This window comes from Bombella pollinis, assembly GCF_026385485.1.
GTDB lineage: Bacteria > Pseudomonadota > Alphaproteobacteria > Acetobacterales > Acetobacteraceae > Bombella > Bombella pollinis.
On sequence record NZ_JANIDX010000002.1, the window covers coordinates 1 to 25,233 of the forward strand.

General features: G+C 50.2%; 19 protein-coding genes and 1 tRNA gene. 13 read left to right on the forward strand and 7 right to left on the reverse strand.

The window, feature by feature from the left end; genetic code table 11:
* A partial coding sequence (locus NQF89_RS01995; RefSeq protein WP_266137387.1) for a hypothetical protein occupies positions 1-345 on the forward strand: 345 nt, incomplete at its 5' end.
* Positions 346-923: 578 nt separating this feature from the next.
* On the opposite strand, the gene NQF89_RS02000 is transcribed toward NQF89_RS01995, so the two are convergent.
* Positions 924-997 (reverse strand) — tRNA-Cys (locus NQF89_RS02000).
* 148 nt (positions 998-1,145) lie between these two features.
* Between NQF89_RS02000 and NQF89_RS02005 the strand changes: the two genes are divergently transcribed.
* Together NQF89_RS02005 and NQF89_RS02010 are read left to right on the forward strand one after the other, a co-directional pair.
* Positions 1,146-2,633 carry a TolC family outer membrane protein gene (locus tag NQF89_RS02005; protein WP_155579322.1) on the forward strand — a complete coding sequence of 496 codons (1,488 nt, stop codon included), beginning with the start codon at positions 1,146-1,148 and terminating at the stop codon, positions 2,631-2,633.
* A 93-nt stretch (positions 2,634-2,726) separates the two neighbouring features.
* Positions 2,727-5,432: a valine--tRNA ligase gene (locus tag NQF89_RS02010; protein WP_266137388.1), complete on the forward strand. Its 2,706-nt coding sequence runs from the start codon at positions 2,727-2,729 to the stop codon at positions 5,430-5,432.
* Positions 5,433-5,502: 70 nt separating this feature from the next.
* On the opposite strand, the gene ilvD is transcribed toward NQF89_RS02010, so the two are convergent.
* On the reverse strand, positions 5,503-7,362 hold the full coding sequence (ilvD, locus tag NQF89_RS02015; RefSeq protein WP_266137389.1) for a dihydroxy-acid dehydratase: 1,860 nt from the start codon (positions 7,360-7,362) through the stop codon (positions 5,503-5,505).
* A 176-nt stretch (positions 7,363-7,538) separates the two neighbouring features.
* Here ilvD and msrA point away from each other — a divergent pair, with 176 nt between their 5' ends.
* Complete coding sequence (msrA, locus tag NQF89_RS02020; protein ID WP_155579325.1) at positions 7,539-8,081, forward strand: peptide-methionine (S)-S-oxide reductase MsrA; 543 nt, start codon at positions 7,539-7,541, stop codon at positions 8,079-8,081.
* A gap of 38 nt (positions 8,082-8,119) precedes the next feature.
* On the opposite strand, the gene NQF89_RS02025 is transcribed toward msrA, so the two are convergent.
* From NQF89_RS02025 to NQF89_RS02045, 5 genes are read right to left on the reverse strand one after another with little or no spacing between them, the layout of a single operon-like run.
* A complete protein-coding gene (locus NQF89_RS02025) occupies positions 8,120-9,433 on the reverse strand; it encodes an ABC transporter ATP-binding protein (RefSeq protein ID WP_099027329.1) in 1,314 nt (437 codons plus the stop codon).
* Positions 9,434-9,436: 3 nt separating this feature from the next.
* Positions 9,437-10,957 carry an ABC transporter permease subunit gene (locus NQF89_RS02030; protein WP_266137390.1) on the reverse strand — a complete coding sequence of 507 codons (1,521 nt, stop codon included), beginning with the start codon at positions 10,955-10,957 and terminating at the stop codon, positions 9,437-9,439.
* A 17-nt stretch (positions 10,958-10,974) separates the two neighbouring features.
* Positions 10,975-11,427, reverse strand: coding sequence for a dUTP diphosphatase (gene dut, locus NQF89_RS02035; RefSeq protein ID WP_266137391.1), 453 nt, complete (start codon positions 11,425-11,427; stop codon positions 10,975-10,977).
* A gap of 3 nt (positions 11,428-11,430) precedes the next feature.
* Positions 11,431-12,627 carry a bifunctional phosphopantothenoylcysteine decarboxylase/phosphopantothenate--cysteine ligase CoaBC gene (gene coaBC / locus NQF89_RS02040; RefSeq protein WP_266137392.1) on the reverse strand — a complete coding sequence of 399 codons (1,197 nt, stop codon included), beginning with the start codon at positions 12,625-12,627 and terminating at the stop codon, positions 11,431-11,433.
* Between the two features lie 3 nt (positions 12,628-12,630).
* Positions 12,631-13,419, reverse strand: coding sequence for a class I SAM-dependent methyltransferase (locus NQF89_RS02045; protein WP_099027325.1), 789 nt, complete (start codon positions 13,417-13,419; stop codon positions 12,631-12,633).
* 30 nt (positions 13,420-13,449) lie between these two features.
* Between NQF89_RS02045 and mutM the strand changes: the two genes are divergently transcribed.
* The 9 genes from mutM (at position 13,450) to glmS (ending at position 25,224) form a co-directional block, all read left to right on the forward strand.
* The gene (gene mutM / locus NQF89_RS02050; RefSeq protein WP_266137393.1) at positions 13,450-14,307 is read left to right on the forward strand and encodes a bifunctional DNA-formamidopyrimidine glycosylase/DNA-(apurinic or apyrimidinic site) lyase; all 858 of its coding nucleotides are present in this window, start codon (positions 13,450-13,452) and stop codon (positions 14,305-14,307) included.
* 70 nt (positions 14,308-14,377) lie between these two features.
* Complete coding sequence (gene rpsT / locus NQF89_RS02055) at positions 14,378-14,647, forward strand: 30S ribosomal protein S20 (RefSeq protein ID WP_155573191.1); 270 nt, start codon at positions 14,378-14,380, stop codon at positions 14,645-14,647.
* A gap of 243 nt (positions 14,648-14,890) precedes the next feature.
* On the forward strand, positions 14,891-16,333 hold the full coding sequence (gene dnaA, locus NQF89_RS02060; RefSeq protein WP_155579462.1) for a chromosomal replication initiator protein DnaA: 1,443 nt from the start codon (positions 14,891-14,893) through the stop codon (positions 16,331-16,333).
* 72 nt (positions 16,334-16,405) lie between these two features.
* On the forward strand, positions 16,406-17,530 hold the full coding sequence (dnaN, locus tag NQF89_RS02065; RefSeq protein ID WP_155573192.1) for a DNA polymerase III subunit beta: 1,125 nt from the start codon (positions 16,406-16,408) through the stop codon (positions 17,528-17,530).
* Between the two features lie 8 nt (positions 17,531-17,538).
* Positions 17,539-18,651 carry a DNA replication/repair protein RecF gene (gene recF, locus NQF89_RS02070; protein WP_266137394.1) on the forward strand — a complete coding sequence of 371 codons (1,113 nt, stop codon included), beginning with the start codon at positions 17,539-17,541 and terminating at the stop codon, positions 18,649-18,651.
* A 74-nt stretch (positions 18,652-18,725) separates the two neighbouring features.
* Entirely contained in the window at positions 18,726-21,173 is a 2,448-nt protein-coding gene (gyrB, locus tag NQF89_RS02075; RefSeq protein ID WP_266137395.1) for a DNA topoisomerase (ATP-hydrolyzing) subunit B, read from the forward strand.
* 85 nt (positions 21,174-21,258) lie between these two features.
* A complete protein-coding gene (locus NQF89_RS02080) occupies positions 21,259-22,056 on the forward strand; it encodes a DUF3108 domain-containing protein (RefSeq protein ID WP_266137396.1) in 798 nt (265 codons plus the stop codon).
* A gap of 16 nt (positions 22,057-22,072) precedes the next feature.
* Positions 22,073-23,401 (forward strand): bifunctional UDP-N-acetylglucosamine diphosphorylase/glucosamine-1-phosphate N-acetyltransferase GlmU, encoded by a 1,329-nt coding sequence (glmU, locus tag NQF89_RS02085; RefSeq protein ID WP_266137397.1) that lies wholly within the window; start codon positions 22,073-22,075, stop codon positions 23,399-23,401.
* The gene (glmS, locus tag NQF89_RS02090) at positions 23,401-25,224 is read left to right on the forward strand and encodes a glutamine--fructose-6-phosphate transaminase (isomerizing) (protein WP_266137398.1); all 1,824 of its coding nucleotides are present in this window, start codon (positions 23,401-23,403) and stop codon (positions 25,222-25,224) included. Before glmU ends, glmS begins: the two co-directional genes overlap by 1 nt.
* The last annotated feature ends 9 nt before the right edge of the window (positions 25,225-25,233 follow it).

Genomic DNA, 25,233 nt, shown 5'->3' on the forward strand with positions numbered 1-25,233 from the left:
GACCCTTATGCGCCATCGATTGAGCGGTTATTGAAGGCTTTTCGGGAGGACCGGAAGGGAACGATTAAGAGGTTGAAGAAAGCGGGCGTCCGATGGGATCATGCTGAGGATGCGGCAGATTTAGTTCTTTCCCAGAAGGGGCGTTATTGGCGTTGTGCGGTTATTGTAGGGGGGTTGTTGGATAATATGGGGTATGAGTGGGGAGATATTACCCATCATGTAGATGCGATAAATAAGGGGTATTATACCATTGGGGGCTATCCTAATGGTGGTGGTGGTAGTGGTGTTGGTGATGGGGTTTGTGATGTGGATAATATGAATCATGATCCGCGGGAGGGATGGTAGAGCAGGGGGTTAGGTTGCTCCGTTGTGAGATGGTTTTTGGCCGAGATTGGTGCGGATGCAATCTATGGTTGTGTGCCATTTGCCTTCTTGCATTTCTGTTGAAACTTCATGTTGGATGGCGATGGGTAGCCACAGGCCATCCCAAGGGGCTTTGCTGATAAGCTGATGGCTTTGGTTGGTGAGGCTACTTGGCTTATTTTCTGGGGGAAGCCAGTTTGCAGGAGCGTATTTGCTCTCTAATATAAGAGGTTGCCAGAAGGCGATGTCTGGGCGAAGGAGTGGTTCTTTATGATACGGCCATGGTAAACTCAGCCCTAGCTTTATCTCGCAGGCGTCTGGCCTCTGCTAGCGTTATCTTTGGATATTATTGTTCGAACTTTATTGGCTGTAACTTAGGCCCGTTGGGCCAAACCAGTTTCTGTTACCTATCCCGCCTCAACGCTATGCCTGTCAGCATACCTTCTCAAAATCATGGGATACACCGGGGCGCGTCGGAACTAATCGGGACAGCCGATACCCTGAGAAAGGCCGTTACTCAAGGGGCAGGGGGCGCACTGGAAGAGAGCGAGATAACACTGTGGAGGTCTGGGCGGGAATCGAACCCACATACGCGGATTTGCAGTCCGATGCATAGCCATTCTGCCACCAGACCTCAGCTGCGCTCTCTCTATTAAAGATTATGTCGCTCCGGTCAATAGGGAAAAAACATTCAAGATTTTTTTTACTTATTTTTCACCCTGTTCTGCCTTATACTCACGCCAATGGTTTTTTGTAACTGCAGGCCCTGACAGATTATCGCTATGACATTCCCTCTCTTGGCATTTTTGAAAAATAGACGGTCTATTCAGCTTGGACTAGGGCTTATTACAAGCTTAGGGCTGGGGGCTGGTTATGCGTCCGCGCAGACGATTGAGGGGGCAGGTCGCTCCGAGTTTATCCCTCATACATTAAAAGAAGCCCTCTCTATGGCGTATCTAACCAATCCTCAGCTGCGTGAAGCAAGGGCGCAGTTGCGTGCTGTGGATGAGCAAATGTCCGCCGCTATGGCCGGTTGGCGTCCGACCATTACTGGCAGTGCGGGTTTAACCTATTATAAAGGGAGTAGCCGTTATAGTCAGTTAACTGAGTTGATGGGGCGCAACGTAAAAATCCCGAACGAGCAGCGTTATAGCAATGGCGGTTATAATGCTAGTGTCTCTGTTACGCAGCCAATTTATCAAGGTGGTAAGACGGTTGCGGGCATTCATATGGCTAAGAACCAGATTTTTGCTCAACGTGCCCGCCTCATCGCGACTGAGCAGCAAGTTTTATATAATGCGATGGAAGCTTTTGTGAAGGTTGTTGGTAATAAGCAACTCCTTCAGGTGAGTATTAATAACGAGCGGTCCTTACAGCAACAACTTGACGCTACGAATCGCCGTTTTCGTCTTGGGGAGCTAAGCCGTACTGATGTTGCGCAGGCGCAAGGGGCTTTGGCTACCGCCACGGCGGAACGTCAGCAGGCTGAGGGAACATTCCAAGCGGCACAAGCAAGTTATTTACAGACCATTGGTGTTCCGGCTCCGCCGGATCTCGTGCCACCTCAGCCTTTGGCCCTACCTGTACGGACAGAAAAGGAAGCTGTGGATGAAGCTGTGCGGAACAATCCGAATGTGATTGCCGCACTTTTTAACGAGGCGCAGCAGAAGGATAATATCTCCGTCCAAATGGCTGCTATTTTGCCGAAGATTACAGCAGGCTTAGGGTATCAACGCTCTAGGGACCAAGCATCAGATGATTCTTTGCAAGATAACAAGTTTGCGTCTCTGACGTTGCAAGTGCCTATTTATCAGGGGGGCAGTGAATATTCGGCGGTACGTCAGGCACGGCAAACAGCTATTGCAGCACGACATGAGGTAGATGTACAGCGGCGTTTGGCTCTGCAACAAACATCATCTAGCTGGCAATATTATATAGCAACGCAAGAAACGCTAAAAAGCAATAAAGTTGCTGTCTCCTCTAATTTGGCTGCCCTTGCTGGGGTGGAGCGGCAAGCTCTGATGGGGACAGCGACAACCTTATCTGTTCTTCAGCAGCAGCAATCTTTATTGCAAGCTCAGCGTCTTTTAATTCAAAATGCAGCAGCTTTGGTGACATCATCTTACGATATTGCGCGCGCCATGGGTCGTCTCACGGCGATTGATCTGAAATTGGATGTCCCACTTTATGATGAAAAAGCCTATTATAACGCTGTGAAGACCCGTCTATGGGGCGTTGGCGATTATAAAACGAATATTCCGGGACGATAAAAGGGGTTTTTCTAAGGGCGGCCTATCGGCAAGCCTCACGGTCGATGATATGAAGGTCTTATCAATGAAGACCATGTATTAAGATGTGAGCGCATGCCTAAACAGACCTCCCACACACCCTTAGCCGCCTCTGAGTTAGAGAAGGCCTTCACCCCGGCTGATTATGAAAATACGCTTTATAAGCAATGGGAAGAGTCTGGTATTTTTGAGGCTCACCCTGAGGATAAGGGCACAGCCTATTCCATCATGTTCCCGCCGCCGAATGTGACGGGGACACTCCATCTCGGCCATGCTCTGACCTTTACCTTGCAGGATATTCTTATTCGCTGGCAGCGGGGGAAAGGGGCGAATGTTTTATGGCAACCCGGCACAGACCATGCCGGTATCGCTACCCAAATGGTGGTTGAGCGTGCTTTGGACAAAGAGGGCATAAACCGTAAAGAGCTGGGCCGCCCGCGCTTCATTGAGCGCGTCTGGGAGTGGAAGAATGAATATGGCGGCACGATTATCAAGCAATTACGCAGGTTAGGGGCCTCTGCTGATTGGACGCGTGAACGCTTTACGATGGATGCAGGCCTCTCACGCGCGGTGCGTAAGGTCTTTGTTCAGCTCCATAAAGAGGGGCTTATTTATCGGGACCGCCGTTTGGTGAATTGGGACCCGGTATTTCGTTCTGCGATTTCCGATTTAGAGGTGGATAATAAAGAGACTAAAGGCTCTATGTGGTATATCCGCTACCCGTTAGAGAGCGGAGCGCATATCACCATCGCCACGACCCGGCCAGAAACTATGCTGGGTGATGTTGCCGTAGCGGTGAATCCAGAAGATGAGCGTTACCAAGCCTTCATCGGGCAGAAGGTTATATTGCCTCTAACGGGGCGTTCTATCCCCATTGTAGCGGATGAACATTCCGATCCAGAAAAGGGAACAGGGGCTGTTAAGATTACTCCTGCTCATGATTTTAATGATTTTGAGGTCGGTAAGCGGCATAATCTCCCTGCCCCAACTATTCTTGATGAAGGGGCCTGCATTTGGCTGGATGAGGTGCGTGGAGAGTTCATCCAGCATGATGGCATTAGCGATTTAGAGTTTGTCCATTCCCTAGAAGGGCTACATCGCGATGAAGCGCGTAAAAAGATTATCGCGCGGCTTGAGGCGATGGAATGGCTGGAGAAAATCGAGCCGCATACTCTACAGGTCCCGACTGCGGAGCGTGGGGGGGCTGTTGTAGAGCCACGTCTGACACTGCAATGGTATTGCGATGCACCCAAACTCGCTCAACCTGCTGTTGATGCGGTTAAAAACGGGGCTATGAGCTTTGAGCCACGCCAGTGGGAGAACACTTTCTTCGCGTGGATGCGAGAGCTTCAACCATGGTGTATTAGCCGTCAATTATGGTGGGGGCACCAAATCCCCGCATGGTATGGCTCCGATGGCAAAACTTATGTGGCAGAGAGCGCGGAAGAAGCCCAACAACAAGCGGGCCCTTCTGTATCCTTAACGCAGGATGAGGATGTACTTGATACATGGTTCAGCTCAGCCTTATGGCCGTTTACGACCTTGGGATGGCCGGATAAGACAGAGGCATTAGAGTTCTATTACCCAACCAGCACATTGGTCACAGGGTTTGATATTATCTTCTTCTGGGTATCGCGGATGATGATGATGGGCCTTCACTTTATGGGGAAGGTGCCCTTCCAGAAGATTCTTATTCATGGGCTGGTGCGGGATGAAAAAGGGCAAAAAATGTCCAAGTCCCGCGGCAATGGGATTGATCCGCTGGATTTGATTGCCGAATATGGGGCTGATGCGACACGTCTGGCTATTGCGGCCGGGGCCGGGTTGGGGCGTGATATTAAGCTTGGGCGTGGCAAGGTGGAGGAGCATCGTGCTTTCATCACCAAGTTGTGGAATGCCTCACGCTTTTTGCAGATGAATGGTGTGAAGCCCCACTTAGAGTTTAATCCAGCTAAGGTGCAATCAACATTAGCGCGTTGGATTGTGGAGGAAGCGCGCAAGGCTGTTGTGCAAGCTGATGCCGCGCTGGAAGCATCACGCTTTGATGATTATACGCGCTGCTGTTATCAGTTCGTCTGGAACATCTTTTGTGATTGGTTTGTCGAGTTTTCCAAACCTGTTTTCCGCAGCGGTGGGGCCGAGGCGGAGGAGTTAAAAGCAGCCGCTGCCTATGTTCTGGGTGTCATCTTACAGATGATGCACCCCGTTATTCCTTTTGTCACAGCAACCTTATGGCAGAAATTGGGGTATCATGGGGCCTCCATTGTGGGGCACTGGCCGACTATTCCAGAGAGGAAAGAGGCTCACGCTGCCGCGGATGAAGTGAATTGGGTGGTTCGTCTCATTAGTGAGGTGCGAACCGTGCGGGCAGAGATGAACGTGCCGCCTTCACAAAAGGCACCACTTCTCTTGCGTGATGCTTCGGCTCAGACAATTGAGCGTGCCCAGAGCTGGAAAGCGGCGATTGATCAAATGGCGCGTGCGTCTGAAGTGACAGTTCTTACCAATGAGCCGCCGAAAATGGCCGCGCAAATCATCTTAGATGAGGCAACCATTTTCATGCCGCTTGAAGGTGTGATCGACCTCGAAGCTGAAAAGACGCGCTTGAATAAGGAAATTGCCCGTCTTGAAAGCGAGATTGGGAAGGTTGAAAAGAAGCTCTCTAACGAGAACTTTGTCGCGCGTGCTAAAGCGGAAGTTGTGCAAGAGAACCGGGAGCGGTTGGAAACCTTCCTGCATGAGTTGAAGAAACAAAAAACCGCTTTAAGCCGGATTAGCTAGGCGTTGCATCATGCTGAATCAAAAAGCCTGCCCTTTTGGAGGCAGGCTTTTTTATGGGGAATCTTAACGCTTAGACGGAGCGTTTTTTGATAATAATCTGAGATAGGTCGCGCACAGCCCCATGTGCTGCGCTGGTCGTCATGGCGGCATAAGCTTTTAGAGCAGTGGACACAATACGCTCACGCTGTGGTTGCCAGCCTGCGGCCCCTTTGGCGTCCATAGCTGCACGCCGCGCTTCAATCTCCGTTGCGGGAACGTCCAAATGTAAGACGCGTTTGGGAATATCAATGACGATGGCATCGCCTTCCTCAACAAGGCCGATTAAGCCACCCTCTGCGGCTTCTGGTGACATATGTCCAACAGAGAGGCCAGAGCTCCCCCCAGAGAAGCGGCCATCAGTAATGAGGGCACAGGCTTCTCCCAACCCCATAGATTTCAAATAGCTGGTTGGATAAAGCATTTCCTGCATGCCCGGTCCACCTTTGGGGCCTTCATAACGGATGACAACAACATCGCCGGGGATAATCTGCTTACCCAAAATGGCTGTGACGGCGGCATCTTGGCTATCAAACACTCGAGCGCGCCCTTTGAATGTCAGGATATTCTCAGCAACGCCCGCTGTTTTTACGATGGCTCCATCCGTTGCTAAATTACCATAAAGGACAGCTAACCCACCATCTTGGGAGAAAGCATGATCCTTATCCCGCAATACACCAGCCTGACGGTCTGTATCCAATGTTTTATATTGGCTTTTTTGGGAAAAGGCCTCAACAGTTCTCACACCACCCGGTGCGGCTTTAAAGAAGGCTGTTGCTTTCTCCTTACCATGGGCAATATCCCATTCTGCAAGGGCTTCTTTTAAGCTGGGCGTATGAACAGTAGCCGCACTCGTATCAATCAAACCAGCACGGTCTAACTCCCCAAGGATGGCTGGAATCCCCCCAGCGCGGTGGACATCTTCCATATGAACATTCGGTACAGAAGGCGAAACTTTGCAGAGATGTGGCACTTTGCGGGAGAGAGCATCAATATCGCTCATCTTAAAATCAACGCCTGCCTCGTGTGCGGCGGCGAGGAGATGCAGCACGGTGTTGGTGGAGCCTCCCATGGCGATATCTAACGTCATAGCATTGGTAAAGGCTGCTTTTGTCGCAATCCCACGGGGGAGCGCGCGCTCATCTTCTTGCTCATACCAACGGCGGGCAAGCTCAACGCTCAAACGGCCAGCCTCAAGAAAGAGGTTTTTCCGCTCACTATGCGTTGCCAGAAGGGACCCATTGCCCGGTAGAGACAGCCCTAAAGCCTCTGTCAAGCAGTTCATAGAATTAGCGGTGAACATCCCAGAGCAAGACCCACATGTTGGGCAGGCTGACCGCTCTACTTGGGCGGAAACATCATCACTAATGCGCTCATCTGCTGCGGCTACCATGGAGGTTACAAGGTCCACTGCGCGCTCAATGCCGTTCATATCCGCTTTGCCAGCCTCCATAGGGCCACCAGAGACAAAAACGGTCGGGATATTCAGCCGAAGCGAGGCCATTAACATGCCCGGCGTAATCTTATCACAATTACTGATGCAGACTAACGCATCGGCACAATGGGCATTGACCATATATTCCACAGAATCAGCAATCAATTCCCGCGAGGGGAGGGAATAGAGCATCCCGCCATGACCCATCGCGATGCCATCATCCACGGCGATTGTATTAAACTCCTTAGCAACACCGCCGGCTTCTTCCACAGCGGATGCGACTAATGCCCCCATATTTTTGAGGTGAACATGACCGGGAACAAATTGGGTAAAGGAATTAGCGATGGCGATAATGGGTTTATTAAAATCATCATCCTTCATGCCGGTTGCACGCCATAGAGCGCGAGCCCCCGCCATATTGCGGCCGTGAGTACTAGTATGAGAACGATAGGCGGGCATGAAGAACCTCGTTTAAAAAGAAACGCTCAAAGGCATGTTGTGGTAAGAATAGGTAACATAAAATAAGAAAAATGAAAGATGTGAAAAGCATCTCTCTCATTTCCCTTTGCTCCCCTAGCTAAATGCATTTAGCTCCCCATATGATAGGGGACTGATTTATGAGACAAAGAGGCGTTATGGCAGAGGCATCATCAATTATCCTCGGAGGCGGTTGCTTCTGGTGTGTTGAGGCGATTTTTAAGGGATTGCGTGGTGTTATAACCGCTAAACCCGGTTATGCAGGCGGGCATACGGAGCATCCACAGTACAAAGAGGTATGCACAGGCCATACAGGCCATACGGAAGTTGTAGAGCTTCGTTTTGATCCGCGCGAGATTAGCCTTGAAGATATTCTACGTGTTTTCTTCACCACGCATGACCCAACACAGCTTAATCGACAAGGCGATGATGTGGGGACGCAATATCGGTCCGTTATTTTTGGAGATGAGGCCCAGCAAGCCATAGCGCGGACAATTCGTGATGAAATTGCTGCGCAAGGGATTTGGAGTGACCCCATCGTAACAGCGATTGAAGGTCCGGCTCATTTTTGGGAGGCCGAAGCAGACCACCATGATTACTTTGCGCGCAACCCCGAAACCGCTTATTGCGCCGCCGTAGTGGCCCCTAAGGTTGCTAAGGCACGCAAGCTTTATCGCGATCGTCTAAAGCCAGCAGACTAGGATAGTCTTTCCCCAACCCCTAAAAAGGTGGCGGGCTGTTATTCTTCACTTTCTAGTAAGATGCGGTCCGTCTCCTCATCATAATCGAACAGATTGGCATAACGTGCCCATGAGATGGCCGTGTTCAATGTCTGCCGAGCAAAGCTTATCGACATAGACTCTTCCAATCGCCGCCGAAAGACGTCTGCATCAATAGCGTGGCTGTTGCGTTCATCCAATGTGCCGCGAATCAATTTTAACAGTGGAACAGCATGGAGCAGAGCGGCACGCATAATATCGCGCCGTGCATCAGCATCGGCCTCCACAAAGGTACGTCCGGTTTGGGTTAAGATAATATCGCCATCCTCAAGGTCAGCGAAGTCCAATAATTGCAATGTTTCTCCTAATGGGAAAAGGTCATCCAAGGTCATTTGGAGATGTTGGGCTAATTCTGGGAGGTCAGCACGGCCAGAATGAGGCGCATGTTCCAACGCTTCCATAAGTCCGACCAACATCTCGATAGATAAATCAGGCAAGACAAGGAACAGCTCGCTTTCATCCTGTATCTCTGCCGATGGCATGGCTTCCGCCTCCGAGACACTAGGGGCGCGCAAGGTCATCAATGTATAAATCTGGTCCACAAAATGACGGAACTGCTCATCATGCCGGTTACGTGGGTGCGGGAAGGGGACACGGATTTCATGCGTGATGCGCCCCGGCCCCGATGAAAAGAGCAATATCCGGTCACACATTAAAACGGCTTCTTCAATCGCATGGGTTGCGAGAACCATAGCTTTAAGCGGGCCTAGGCGATGTTCCTGCCATAATTCAATCAAATCGGTTCGTAGATTTTCGGCACTCAGATGGTCAATATTTAAAAAAGGCTCATCTAGTAACAAAATCTCAGGTTGGCGAGCTAGGGCACGTGTCAGAGAGGTACGCTCTGCTAACGCATCGGATAATTCTCTCGGATAAGCCCCCTCATAGCCATCCATATCCAACACCTCGATAATCGCACTGGCTATTTTTTCCCGCTCTGCCTTGGGTTGGCGTTTAGCTTCTAGGGCAAGGAGAATATTCTCCCGTACGGTCAACCACGGGAAAAGAACATCATCTTGCAAAATGATGGATACCCCCTCCAAAGCTAGGGGAGTGGCTTTATCATCCTTCCAAAAAACAGTGCCCGTTTTAGGCTGCTCAAGCCCGGCCATGATTTTTAATAAGCTTGATTTACCAGAGCCAGAACGCCCCACAAGGCCTAGAATCTCACCCTCTTGCACCTCCATATTAATCTGCTCAACAATAGGAAGGTCTTGGTTACGGGCCTTTTGAGCAACTTGTGTGCAATCAACCAGGCGTAGAAGTGTATTCATGAGTTAAATCCCATAACGGCGCGTTACGCGCTCTTGTAATGGCATACACACTCCCCAGCGTACAGATAGGGCAAGTGCGGTCATTAAGGCGAGGAAGAGCATCTCTTGACCATAAGATTGACCATGCACCATCGCATAAAGTGTAGATGTTGGAGACGATAGTGCTCCATCATGGCCCAGAAAGCTCACTAGATACACATTATCCCAAAAGAAAGGGAGGGCGAGTGCAATGGACTCAAAAAGGATGGGATATAGTAAGGGCAATCTAACCTTCTGCCATAGAGGAAAACTGGGTAAATGTAATTGCTCGCCCATAAGGAATAGTCGTTTTATATTCTCCCTCTTCGATTTATAGGCGACATTCCATCCTACAATACCTAATGATGCTAGTGCTGGTAAAGATATAGCAGGAATGATGTTCTCTAAATAAGGGAACATCACATATATAGGAAAGAGGCTCACAACAAAGCCAACATAACTTATTAGCTTTTGGAAGGGTTTAGGTAAGCCTAAAATTAGGCCTCCTATATAGCCCCAGAAAAGCCCAATAATGCAGACAGCCGCTAAAACGTAACTCAGAGGCCCTAAAAAACGGAGACTATCAACCGGCCATGGCCACATCAGATAGGTTAAAAAACCAGCGGATAGAATGAGGATAACCATTTGTGAGACAACGCTATAATCACGCCATTTCATCATCAAGCGTGATTCAGGGGGTACTTTTTTGAAGTTGTCTAGGCTGCACACAGCATAGCGTTTACCATGCCCGAGCAAGGGGGCTATTAAGCCATGCTGAACAAGGGCCATCAAACCAAGGCTCATAATAATTACAAGCCATATTGCCGCTATATGATGTTGCACTAAAGCCGTATAGGCATAGCCTCCTAAACCCGGATGCCATTCTGGATGGCAGAAGGCGAGCAGATATTCCCCCCCAAAGAGGCAAAGCCAGAAATCTGGGAGATTTAACAAGACAGACTGCACAAGCTCCGGGAAGGCAAAAGGTACATGTAATCGCCAGAACATCTGCCCATAACCCAGCCGTAATGCGCGTGCTGTCTTTAAAAACTCTGTTGGGATGTCGTGCCCTGTCTTTAAAGTTGCATATAAGCTGCGTGCAATGAGGCTAAAAGCCGCCATACATGCGATGCTCCAAAAGGAGGGAAGCACGGCAGAGAATAAGCCAAGCAAACAAAGGGAGGGAATCCCTGCCAAAATTACTGTTACTGCAGAGAGGCCCCGCCTGATAAAAGCTGAATAAGCTGCAAGGGATAATAGGGCGAACTGGCCGATAGCTGCGCCTAACAAAGCAGCGGCGACTTCGCCTAGCGTCCAAAAGGCAGCGTTCCATAATGGGGGAAGAAAGGCAAATGCCTTCAGGCCAAAGCCGAGGGAAAGCCCATATAAGGCCCCAAGCATTAACGCACAACAGGATAAGCCACTGCCGCCATGTGCGACCAACCAACGCAGACAGCTGCCCTCAATGCGCGAGATAAGAGCAAAGGAGAGGAGATGCTTCCTCATGGGCAGAAAAACTCCCATTAATGGCCCGTACTGCCAAAGCCGTTATGGCCACGCTCTGTTGTATCAAGGCTTTCACATTCCTGCCACGCTATTTTAACAACAGGCGCAAGGACGGCCTGCGCAATCCTCATCCCACGATGTATCACAAAATCCTCAGCCCCAGCATTGATGAGAATAATGCGTATCTCCCCGCGATAATCTTCATCAATCGTGCCGGGACTATTGGGAACCATAATCCCGTATTTTAGCGCAAGGCCAGAGCGTGGGCGGATTTGTAATTCGTACCCTGCTGGTAAGGCGATAGACAAGCCGGTGGGAATTAAAGCACGTTCCCCAGCTTTAATGGTGAGGGGGGCCTCCACAGCGGCTTGCATATCCACCCCCGCTGCCCCGGCTGTCCCATAAGCGGGGAGGTCTAAATCGTGGCCGTGAGGCAGCCGTACAATACGAACCGTTATAGACGCTGACATAATTTAAGGAGCCTCTTTATGAAAAAATGAAGCAATTTTATCTGCTAGGTGCTGGGCAAGGTCCTGCTTGGACATTTCAGGCCATGGTTCCACCCCAGAGCCTGTCAGGAATAGAACTTGATTCTCTGCCCCGCCAAATTGATGCTTGCTGACATCATTCGCTAACAGCCAATCACATCCCTTCTTTTGCCGCTTTTGCTGCGCATAGTCTTGTAGGTGAGTCGTCTCAGCAGCGAACCCCACGACCAAAGTAGGCCGTTGCTCTGCATGTGAGAGGGTAGCGAGAATATCGGGGTTTTCCACTAAGGAGAGGGTAGGGGCGGCTTCATCCCCCTTTTTCTTGATTTTATGGGCTTGTATCGTATCAGCGCGCCAATCACTTACAGCGGCTACGCAAATGGCAGCATCAACGGGTAAGTGAGCCAAACAAGCTTCATACATCTCTTGTGCTGTTTGGACATTAATCCGCGTAACATGAGGGGGGGTTGGTAAGGATACAGGACCACTTATAAGATGCACCTCCGCCCCACGGGCAGCGAGGGCCTCTGCAATGGCATAGCCCTGCAAACCTGATGAGCGGTTTGATATAAACCGCACCGGGTCAATCGGTTCAACTGTAGGGCCGGCTGTGACCAAAATACGCCGCCCTTTTAAATCAGCCTGCTTATGAGAGATAATGTCTCGGATGGCAGTAAGAATGACCTCAGGATCGGCTAGACGACCACGTCCCGTTTCCCCACAGGCAACATCACCATGCGCAGGGCCGATTATCTTTGCGCCTCGTTGTTGCAATAGAGCTACATTGGCTTGTGTGGCAGGATTCTCCCACATATGCGGATTCATCGCAGGGGCGAGTAAGATGGGGGCATCCGTGGCGAGTAAAAGAGTTGTTGCGAGGTCATCAGCCATACCATGCGCCATGCGTGCCATGAGATTTGCTGTTGCAGGGCATACTACAATAGCATCAGCCGAGCGCGCTAAAGAAATATGCCCGATATCACTCTCACCTCCCGGTTGAAAAAGCTCTGTATGAACAGCCTGACCGCACAGCACTTCTACCGATAAAGGGGTAATGAAATGATGAGCGGCATGCGTCATGACGGGGACAACCTCCACCCCATCACGCTTGAGCTGCCGTGCAACATCCAACGCTTTATAAGCGGCAATACCACCGCTTATGATGAGTAGAATACGGGCCATCTCTCAAAGCCGCCAACCAGAATGAATAGCGACAATCCCACCTGAGAGATTTTGGTAAGAGACACGCTCCATCCCCGCTTGGCGCATCATTCCCGCTAATGTCTCTTGGTCTGGGAACATACGAATACTCTCGGCGAGATACTGGTAGCTTTCCGCATCCCCAGCAATCATCTGGCCCATGCGTGGGAGCACCTGGAAGGACCAGAGGTCATAAAGCGCGGAGAGGGCTGCAATATCTACTTTAGAGAACTCAAGGCATAAAAAACGACCACCGGGCTTTAGGACGCGGCGTACTTCGCGCAATACAGCCTCTTTATCCGTACAATTCCGCAATCCAAATGCCATGGAGACCCTATCCATTGAGGCATCAGGGAAGGGGAGTGATTCGGCATCAATGACGCACACATCCATCTTCCCGATCAAACCGGCATTGATAGCGCGTTGCCGTCCTACCTCTAACATGGCCTCGTTAATATCTGAGAGGACAGCGCGCCCTCCACCACGGCGTAGCCAACCAAAGGTAATGTCCCCCGTCCCACCGGCTAAATCCAACAGGTGATGGTTGGGTTGAGGCGAGAGCATAGTGACGAAAATGCGCTTCCAAACGCGATGAATCCCTAGGGACATCGCATCATTCATCACGTCATATTTTCCTGCAACACTTTCAAAAACCTGCCTGACAAGGGGTTTCTTCTCGTGGCGAGGAACATCACGATAGCCGAAATCAGCGCGCTCATTATCAAAATCGGCTGACGGCGAGGAGGGAATATGGGAAGAATGGGTCTCAGTCATAAAACCATCGTTATCTCATTATGAGGATTTATGCCAGAACTCCCAGAAGTAGAAACTATCCTTCAAAATATGAAGCCTTGCCTTATGGGGCGGAGTTTTGGGAAGATTGACGTAAATCGCCCTAATTTACGCACCCCTTTTCCCGCTGGGCTGGCAACGATTCCACTTCATCACCCCATTATAGCGTTGCGGCGGCGGGCTAAATACATCTTGATCGATTTTCAACATGGGTGGAGCCTACTGATTCATCTCGGCATGTCTGGCCGTCTTTTTATCGACCCGACTATCTTCGCGCCCGCTTCGCGCAAACATGAGCATCTCGTATTTTGGACGAATGATGACCAGCGTATTGCTTTTGTTGATGCGCGCCGTTTCGGTATGGTGGCTCTATTCCGCACAGATGAGGAGAGTCAGCAGCCTCAACTTGCTCATCTTGGGATAGAACCCCTATCGCCACATTTTACAGCAGATTACCTTTACGGGCTGTGCCGTACAATACGGATGCCGTTAAAGACGGCCTTGCTAGACCAAAGGAAAATCGTAGGGCTTGGCAATATCTATGTTTGTGAGGCCCTGTTCCGTGCGGGGTTGCATCCCCAAAGGGAGGCAAAAAGCTTAACCCAGCAAGATGCTGTTAGGCTGCATCACGCTATTATTGAGATTTTAGATGCTGCTATCAAAGCGGGAGGGTCAACCTTACGGGATTATGTGCATACAGACGGTACACCGGGGGCATTTCAAAATCTTCACCTTGTTTATGGGAGGGAAGGAGAGCCTTGCCCATCCTGCACGCAGGCTGCTCGGCAGAGGCTTATTGAACGTATAACCCAAAATGGGCGTTCAACCTTCTTTTGCCCTCATTGTCAGAAAAATAAAGAGAATGCTTGACGAGACTTAAACAGAAGGGTAGATGGCAAGCATCATTTTTAGCGAACTATCCGCAGGAAACTTGAAGCTCATGGCAAATAACGCATCCGCCCGTAAACGCATCCGTCAGAATGAACGCCGTCGTCTGCGCAATGCGTCTCGCCTGTCTCGTATGCGGACTTTCATTAAGTCTGTCGAAAAAGCGATTCTTTCTGGCGACAAGGCAGCAGCGGCCGAGGCTCTCCGTGCTGCTCAGCCTGAGATGCAACGCGCTGCTGGTAAGGGTGTGATTGCACGCAATACGGTTAGCCGTAAGCTTTCCCGCCTTTCTGCTCGCATTAAGGCTCTGTCTGCGGCCTGAGGTTAGGTTTGTAACCTACTGCTCCGCTAATATTATGGCGGAGCATTTTGGGGCGCGCCTATGGGCGCGTTCTTTTTTCCTGTCAACAGTGATATGCTGTCCGTTCCTCTTTATGGGAAAATGGCCTATATCCTGTTTGCATAGGCAAAAAAGCTTGATTGCGCCTTCCAGCGGGCATTACTCTGGCTGGTGACTTATAAATTATAATGGAGAATAGAAGTGGAAAAAGCTCAGGATGCTGCTATGGCCTCTGCTGATGCCGCTTCTCTCCACGCCGCATGGCTCCGTATTTGTGACCGTTTAAAAGCCGAGGTTGGAGACGTAGAGTACCAATCATGGATTCAGCGCATCACGCTTGGGCCGTTGGATGATGATGAGATTACGCTCTATCTCCCAGAACGTTTTTTGAGGGATTGGGTCCGTACGCAATATGGCCAGCGACTGCAAACTTTGTGGCGGGAGGAAACGCCGCATGTGCAGCATGTTGAGTTAAAGATTGATAAAAAAGCACAGCGCGCCCCTATGTCGAATGGGAGCCATGCGCCGTCTTCTAAGTCCTCCCATGACATAGCGGCTTTTGCTCGCGAAGATGCTGCGGCTTTGGATGCCGAAAAAGAGACCTCCCCGACTGCGGCTAGTCCCTCCGTGGATGTGCGTAATGACCTCGCTGTGCCGTTGGATCGCCGTTTTACCTTTGATAATTTTGTTGTCGGTAAGCCGAATGAATTCGCTTATGCGTGTGCAGGGCGGGTAGCAGACCAGCCAGCAAGCCCCGGCTTTAACCCTCTTTTCCTTTATGGTGGCGTTGGGCTTGGCAAAACCCATCTCATGCATGCTATCGGCCTAAAGCTTATGAGCCGGGGTAATATTTCGGTCGCTTATATGTCGGCCGAAAAGTTCATGTATCGTTTTATTGCGTCCATGCAGTCTAAATCTCAAATGGAGTTTAAGGAACAATTAAGGTCTGTTGATGTTTTGATGATTGATGACCTCCAGTTCCTCATCGGTAAGAATAGTACACAAGAAGAGTTCTTCCATACATTTAATGCGCTTGTTGATGCAGGGCGACAAATTATTGTCAGTGCAGATAAAAGCCCCTCAGACTTATCAGGGTTGGAAGACCGACTACGAACTCGCCTAGGTTGCGGGATGGTCGCGGATATTCATGCGACAACCTTTGAGTTGCGTATTTCCATCCTTGAGGCAAAAGCGAAGGCATCGGGCACTCCTGTTCCACCAAAGGTTTTGGAATATTTAGCGCATAAAATCACCACTAATGTGCGTGAGCTGGAAGGCGCGTTAAATCGCCTCATCGCTCATGCAGATTTGGTTGGCCGTCCTGTTACGCTGGAATCAACGCAGGATGTTCTCAAAGACATGCTCAAGGCGCATGAACGGCGCGTTACGATTGATGAGATTCAGCGGAAAGTTGTGGAGCACTTTAATATCCGCCTAACGGATATGTCCTCCGCGCGTAGGGCACGTGCTGTTGCACGGCCACGACAGATTGCTATGTATCTTGCCAAGCAACTCACAAGCCGGAGCCTGCCAGAAATTGGCCGTAAATTTGGTAATCGGGACCACACGACCGTTATGCACGCCGTCAACCGTGTAGCAGAGCTTATGGAGCAAGACCCCGGTTTGGCAGAAAGTGTGGAGCTGTTAAAGCACATGCTAGAAAGCTAAAATCGCTTTCAAAATATTCTTTTCCTTGCTAGAAGGCCATACTACACGCATTCGGTAAGATTTGGGGTTATCATGAAGTTTAAGGTTGATCGCGCGCCGCTTCTGCGTGCTTTGTCCCATGTTAATGGTGTTGCCGAAAAGCGAAATACCATCCCCATTCTTGCTAATGTTTTGCTAGAACATGATGGCGAGACTCTCCGCTTAACCGCTACGGATATGGAAATTGCTGTTGTGGAGGAGATTCCTTCCACAGCGACACGCGCAGGTGCGGTAACCATTCCCGCTGCTGTTCTTTTCGAGATTGTCCGTAAATTGCCCGATGGTGCAGAGATTGAGTTCAATCAGGAGAGCGCAGAAGAGCCACTTCACCTGCGGGCTGGGCGGTATGCTACGAGCTTGAATGTCCTGCCGGTGGATGATTTCCCTGCTATGGTTGCAGGGGACCTTCCTCATCATTTCACCATCCAGGCAGGGGAGTTGCGTACTCTCATTGACCGTACGCGCTTTGCTATGTCCAATGAGGAAACACGCTATTACCTCAATGGGATTTACCTCCATGTCGTGCTGGAGGGTAAGAAGAACTATCTTCGTGCCGTTGCGACAGATGGGCATCGTCTGGCCAAAGTGGATACAGAGGCCCCACTCGGTGTTAAGTCCATGCCCGGCATTATTGTTCCGCGCAAAACGGTTACAGAAGTGCGAAAGCTACTGGATAATGATGGCGCAGATGTTGAGGTGGCCCTTTCTGAAACGCGCATCCAGTTCCGTATTGGCTCCATCTTGCTGACCTCTAAACTTGTAGATGGGACTTTTCCTGAATATTCACGCGTTATCCCGCAGAATAACAGCCGTATCTTGCGCGTTAGCAAGCAGGATCTTGCCGCGGCCGTTGGGCGTGTGGCAGCGATTAGCCAAGAGCGTTCTCGCCCTATCAAGCTGACGGTAACAAAGAATCATCTTACGCTTTCAGCGATCAGCCCTGACCAAGGGATTGCCCAAGAAGAGTTGGATGAAAATAGCGTTAGTTACGATAGTGATGACGTGGAGATTGGCTTCCAAGCGCGCTATTTGACGGATATTACCGACCAAATTGATGCGGAGGCGGAGTTCGCTTTAGCGGATAGCTCCTCACCGACATTGATTCGCGATACGGAGCAGCCTGCTGTTCTTTACGTTCTTATGCCTATCCGGGTTTAAGTGCCGCCTTGCGGTTACACCGTCTTACCTTAACGGATTTCCGTAATTATCGCCGTCGTGTTTGGGAGCCCGCTGCCAGTATCTCTGTCCTCACCGGAGAAAATGGCAGCGGGAAGACTAATCTTTTAGAGGCCCTGTCTCTCCTTGCCCCGGGGCAGGGCTTGTTAAGCTCCCCAGCGTCTCTTTTGCCACGACATGGGACAACAGATTGGGGTGTCGCTGCACATTTGGAGAGGGGGGGACATGATTTTCAGCTCGCTACCGGGGTTGCAGCGGGGAAGGGTCGCCGTGTTTTTCTACTAGATGGGGAAAAACCACGCACCCACGCAGAGATTGCTCAGCTTTATTCTTGTGTGTGGCTTACCCCGCAAATGGATCGTTTGTTTTTAGACGGAGCCTCTGGGCGCAGGCGTTTCTTAGACCGTCTTACTGTAGCTCTTATCCCAGACCATACCCAGCAGCTTATCGCACATGAACGCTCCGTGACGAGCCGTAACCGTGTCTTACAAGAACATCCTCAAGAAACCGCTTGGCTTGATTCGCTCGAAACATCCATAAGTCGTCACGCTGTAGCGGCAACTGTCGCCCGGATGAATCTGATAGACACTCTTGGGGCAACTCCCTTTGGGAATAAGGCCTTTCCTCATACGATGATAGAGCTGCATTGCCCCATTGCAGAGGCTCTTAGAACAAAACCAGCTATAGAGGTTGAGGACTGGTTGCGTCAGGCTCTCCAGCAAGCACGCCAGCAAGACCAAGTCCGCAAAAGCACCTCCCTCGGCGCACATCGGGCCGATATGAGTTTAAAAGACCAAGCAACAGGGCGGGACGCTATACAATCTAGCAGTGGGCAGAAAAAAATCATGCTACTAAGCATTATTCTGTCCCATGCAGAAGCTATAACGCATCTTTTAGGATATGCTCCGCTCATTTTGCTTGATGAACCACTAGTTCATCTTGATGAAAAGCGGCGTATTAATTTGATGGAAAGTTTGCGTGCCTTAAAAACAACCATACTCTTAACCGGTACAGAAGCCGCATTATTTTCCCCCCTGCGAGGTCATGCAAATTTTATAACCATTCGTAACGGAACACTCCTGCCAGAAAGGGGGAGGGAATAGCTCTGGTCATAAGCGGGTTCTCGCAGTATATTCATGGAAAATCCGTCTCTTTCAAACCGGAGTAATGCGTAGGCATGTCAGAATCCCAAAACCAACCGGAGACTCCCTCTTCCAACCATGAGGAATATGACGCATCGTCTATCTCCGTCTTGCGTGGGCTGGATGCTGTCCGCAAACGTCCCGGCATGTATATCGGTGATACGGATGATGGCTCTGGCCTGCATCATATGGTGTTTGAAATTATTGATAATGCCGTGGATGAGGTGCAAGCAGGCTTTGCGTCCTACTGCATATTAACCCTAAATGGGGATGGCTCTGTCACGGTGCGTGATAATGGCCGTGGCATCCCAACAGATATGCATGAGGAAGAAGGAATCAGTGCAGCCGAGGTTGTGTTGACTAAGCTGCATGCAGGAGGGAAGTTTAACCAAAACTCCTATAAAGTCTCTGGCGGGTTGCACGGGGTGGGGGCTGCTGTTGTTAATGCTCTCTCAGAGACGATGGATGTACGCATTTGGCGACAAGGGAAAGAGCATCTTATCCGCTTCCGCCACGGGGAGCCTGTAGCACCGCTCGAAGTTGTCGGGGAGTCCTCTGAGGAAAGTGGCACAGAGGTCACGTTCAAACCAAGTGCTGAGACATTCTCCAAAACGGAGTTCGATTTTAGTATCTTAGAGCGGCGTGTGCGTGAGCTAGCGTTCCTTAATTCCGGTATGCGGATTATTTTGCGGGATGAACGCCATAGCGAACCACGCGAAGTTATCTTCCATTATGAGGGCGGGCTGACAGCCTTTGTTCAATGGCTCAATAGCTCCAAGACAGCCTTAATTGATCCTCCCATCACAGGAGAGTTGCAAGATGAGGCCTCCGGTATTCGTGTAGAGTTTGCGTTATGCTGGAATGATAGCTTCCACGAGACGATGTTGTGCTTTACCAACAACATTCCTCAACGTGATGGGGGCACGCATCTTGCGGGGTTCCGTCAAGCTTTGACGCGCGCCGTTGGGAAATACGCGACTCGATTAAGTAGTCGAAAAGAGACAAATAACCTTACAGGTGAGGATATGCGGGAGGGTCTCTCTGCTGTTCTCTCCGTTAAGGTGCCGGACCCAAAGTTCTCCTCCCAAACTAAAGATAAGTTAGTTTCCTCCGAGGTTCAGCCCGTTGTCCATACTATTGCTGCTGATATGATTAGCCATTGGTTTGAGACCCACCCGAAGGAAGGCCGCACCGTTATTGCGAAAATTGCCGATGCTGCTAATGCCCGTGAGGCCGCTCGCCGTGCTCGTGAGTTGACACGCCGTAAGGGTATTTTGGATGTGTCCTCCCTACCGGGAAAGCTGGCCGATTGTCAGGAGCGTAACCCAGAGGGCGCAGAATTATTTATCGTTGAGGGGGATTCCGCTGGGGGAACGGCCAAGCAAGGGCGGGATAGACGTTTCCAAGCGATTTTGCCGTTACGTGGTAAAATCCTCAATATCGAGCGCGCCCGCTTTGACCGCATGTTAAGCTCTGCGGAGATTGGTACACTTATTACAGCCCTTGGGACAGGGATTGGCCATGGCCCTGTAGAGCAGGGAGGCTTTAATATTGAGAAGCTTCGCTACCATAAGATAGTCATTATGACTGATGCGGATGTGGATGGCTCCCATATTCGGACTTTGTTATTGACCTTCTTTTTCCGTCAAATGCCGCAACTTATTGAGAATGGGCATCTTTATATCGCGCAACCACCGCTTTTCCGCGCTAAACGCGGGCAAGAGGAGCGGTATCTTAAAGATGAGCCGGCTCTTGATGCTTATCTGCTCGATAAAGCCCTCCATAACGCTGCTCTTACGCAGCATGATGGTCAATCCTTAACAGGAGAGGCGTTGCGTGTCGTTATTGACCGGTTGAGTAATATTGCTCAAGATTTGCGCGCGCTTTCTGCTCGGATTCCGCTGTGGATTATGGACCAAGCTGCTGTGAGTGGCATTATTGATGCTGAGGCTTCAGCGCGTGAACAAGCCCTTGATCGCTTTCGTACACGGCTTGAAGAAGTCTCGCCTGAGAATGAACGAGGCTGGCAGGTTCAATGTGAGGGCGATGCCATCATATGTCGCCGCTTCTTGCGTGGTGTGGGGGAGCGTTATGTGTTCGAGCCTACGCTTCTGCGTTCTAGTGAGGCACGGCGTCTCCGTATGCAGCAAGAATGGTTAGCGCAGATTTTTGCCCAGCCCGTCACATTGCAATTAGACCAGAAAGAACATCATTTCTCTGGTCCGGGGCTGTTGATGGAGCAAGTCCTCACACAAGGGCGGCGCGGGTTGGCTATCAACCGCTTTAAAGGCCTTGGTGAGATGAATGATGAGCAGCTTTGGCACACAACGCTCGACCCGGCTACTCGTACCCTTCTGCAAGTACAGGTTGGTGATAGTGAGGATGCTGACCAAGTATTTTCTACATTAATGGGGGATGTTGTGGAGCCTCGGCGTGAGTTTATCGTCGATAATGCTCTAAAGGTCGCTAATCTTGATGTATAATCGCCTTATAAAACGTCTTTATCGCATCGCATGGCTCTCCGCCCTTTTAATAGGGGGGAGCTGCTTTTGGGGGGCGGGGGTTGGGATGGCTCAGTCATCTCCCTTACCTCCTGCAATGGTGGCTAAAGAAAAACCTATAGGGCAGAATATTCATCTCCATTATAATATATATGTACGTGGCTATCATTTTGTAAATGTTGATGCTGATTATGTGCTTCACCCCTGGGGTTATGGCATACAGACGCATCTTTATAGCGTTGGCTTAGCGAGTTGGTTTTTTACAGTTAATTTACTCAGCACCGCGCAAGGTCATTTTAATGAAGCGGGCACACGGCCCTTGTCTTATGATAATCGCGGCTTCTCTCGCGGAGAAGAGCTGCATACACACATTGAGTTCGACCATGCAGGCCCTCATGTCACGGTGCTTCAACCGCCGGAAACAGGGCGAGAGGCTATGCCAGAAGTAGAGTTCCGGCAGTCTGTGGATATGCTCAGCTATCTCATTGGGTTAGTCCATCACATGGATGTCCATCAGAGCTGTACTACGGGGCAATCCGTTTTTGATGGGATTCGTCTTTCTTACATGGATATGCACGGCCCCTTTAAAACAACACTCCCTAAAGACCATCACCCTTTCTATACCGGGGATGCGATGCGATGCGACTTTACGGGAAAGCAGATTGGCGGTTTTTCCATTGGGTCTCCCTTTAAGGATGCAAAAGCAACACCTCATCCCGGGTCTGTATGGTTTGTTCGGGACCCAAAAGCGGGGCTAATCCCAGTACGATTGCAATTCTCGCACCCTAAGATAGGGATGCTCTTGGTCGTCTTACAAACGCCCCCTTATTTATCGGCTGTTCCTGCTCAAGCAGCTCCAAAATAATGTTACGAGGTCATTTATGAGTTCCATCACCACTGCCATTATTTTGGCCGCCGGGATGGGGTCGCGTATGAAGTCCCGCTACCCTAAAGCAATGCAACGCTTGGGAAACCGCCCTATGATTGGCCATTTACTAGAGACGGCCCAACATAGTGTTGACCAAATTATCGTTGTGGTCGGCCCGGGGATGGAGGAACTTACCCATTATGTTCAGCCGCATCAAACTATTATTCAAGCCGAGCGGTTAGGGACGGGACATGCAGCGAAAATAGGCGTCTCTTCGCTGACAGAGGGGAAAGCTGTTATCCTCTATGCAGATAATCCCCTTCTCACAGAAGATACAATGCAACGTCTGTTAGAGGCTCATACGCACGATAACAAATTATCCCTTTTAGGTATGCGTCCGCACAATCCGGGGTATTATGGACGTATTATTGTGGACCAAAAGGGCATGGTCGAACGTATTGTTGAGTATAAAGATGCCACCGAGGCAGAAAAACAGACGACCCTTTGTAATGCTGGGATGATGTGTGCCGATGTAAGTGACCTCAAGCGGTGGTTGGCGGAAATTACCCCTAATAATGCGCAAAATGAATATTATCTAACAGATATTGTCGCCCTTGCTGCGCGTGAAGGCCATGTGACATGCGTTGAAGGTGGGGAGGAGGAGCTTGCGGGTATTAATTCCCGCGCGGAATTAGCGCAAGCTGAAGCACGGCTCCAAGATAGATTGCGTTTTCGCGCTATGGAGCAGGGGGTTACGCTGATTGACCCTGCTAGTACTTTCCTCAGTATAGATACAAAGCTCGCCCCTGATGTCATCATTGAGCCACATGTTTTCATCGGCCCCGGCGTTACGCTGGAGGAAGGCTGTCTTATTCGTGCTTTTTCACATCTGGAGGGCTGTCACGTTAAAGCAAATGCAGTGATAGGGCCTTATGCACGCCTACGACCGGGGACGCTTTGCCATGAAGAAACGCATGTTGGTAATTTTGTAGAGCTTAAAAATACGACTCTTGGAGCAGGCAGTAAGGTTAACCATCTCAGCTATTTGGGGGATAGTGAGGTCGGCACGCACAGCAATATCGGGGCCGGAAGCATTAGCTGTAATTATGATGGCGTCTTTAAACATAAAACGATGATTGGTGATGATTGTTTTATAGGCTCCAACAGCGTTATGGTGGCTCCTGTAAAGATAGAAGATGAGGCCATGACAGCTGCAGGCAGTATCATCACTCATGATGTCCCAGCGGGGGCTCTTGCCTTTGGGCGCGCACGTCAGGCAAATAAGCTGGAGCAAGGACGTGCCCTTCAGGCAGCGTTGAGGAAAAAGAAGGAGCGGGGCTGATGTGTGGTATCTGTGGTGTTGTTGGGCATCGTCCCGCTACCCCTATTGTTTTTGAAGGGCTACGCCGGCTGGAATATCGTGGTTATGATTCGGCTGGTATCGCAACGGTGGAACATGGGAAGCTCTCGCGGTGTCGTGCAGCAGGGAAGCTAGATAATTTAAAGCATGCGTTGGAGAAAACACCGCTCTCTGGCACAACAGGGATTGGCCATACCCGTTGGGCAACGCATGGTGCCCCTACAACACAGAATGCTCACCCTCATCATGCTGGACAAGTCACTATTGTCCATAATGGCATCATTGAGAACTTTGCAGCCCTTAAACAACGCTTAGAAACTAAGGGACGGAGCTTTGAGACAGAGACGGACTCAGAGGCTGTAGCGCATCTCTTAGATGATTATATTCAACAAGGATTATCCCCTAAAGATGCCGCCTTTGCGACCATCAAGCAGTTGCAGGGGGCTTACGCTATTGCCATGATTTTTGAGGGGCATGATAATTTGCTCATCGGTGCGCGGCATGGTGCTCCTTTAGCCGTTGGGTATGGGGAAGGAGAGATGTTCCTCGGCTCAGATAGTCTGGCCTTAGCTCCTTTATCCAATCAAATCAGCTATCTTGAAGATGGTGATTGGTGCGTCCTAACGCGTGATCATGTTGAAATCTTTGATGCACATGGCGATGTAGTTCATCGCCCTATCCAAACCACCTCCCTTACAACAGGGCAGATTGGCAAAGACGGTTATCGTCATTTTATGGAGAAGGAGCTGCATGAGCATCCAGTAGCGATTGGCCAGACCCTTCAGAGAATTACGGATTCTGTAACGCGGCGCATTGCTCTGCCGCCTATGCCTTTTGATGTTGCCACTTTGCCACGAGTAACTATTACTGCGTGTGGGTCTGCTTTTTACGCCGGTATGGTAGGGCGTTATTGGCTAGAGGAATTGGCACGCCTTCCCATTGATATTGATGTCGCCTCAGAGCTTCGCTACCGCAATCCGCCACAACCTAATCATGGTCTTGCATTGCTTATCTCGCAATCTGGCGAAACGGCCGATACGCTTGGGGTCTTGCGGGAGTTAAAAGCAGCGGGGCAGCATGTTGTCTCGGTTTTAAATGTAGAACATTCTACAATGGGACGCGAGAGCGATTTGGTTCTTGGCATGGTCGCTGGGCCGGAGATTTCTGTGGCCTCTACAAAGGCCTTCACAGCACAACTTTCCGTTCTTGCTGCTTTAACCATCGATTTTGCTCGTCAACGAGGCCTTATTGATGAGGCAAAAGAGCGTGAACTCACCGATAGTCTTTTAGACCTTCCTTCCCATGCGATGGAGGTTTTGGGGCTTTTTGACCAAATCCGTGGTATGGCGCGTGTTATTGCACAAGCGCGCGATATTTTATATTTGGGGCGCGGTATTTGTATGCCTATCGCGCAAGAAGGGGCGTTAAAGCTTAAAGAAATCAGCTATATCCATGCGGAGGCCTATGCGGCAGGGGAGTTAAAGCATGGGCCTATCAGCTTGATAGACCCTAGCGTCCCTGTGGTTGCGATTGCCCCCTCAACAATATTGTTTGAGAAGACACTCTCCAACCTGCAAGAAGCCCGTGCCCGTGGGGGGCGCATCCTTGTCTTTACGGATGCCAAAGGAGCGGAGCAATTAAAGGATATTGCAGAGCATATTATTATCCTACCGGATGTTAATGCCTTTGTAGCTCCCATCCTTTATACAATCCCCGTGCAGATTTTGGCATATGAGGTTGCTTTATTGAAAGGGACGGATGTGGACCAACCGCGCAATCTAGCCAAATCTGTGACGGTGGAATAAAAGACACTC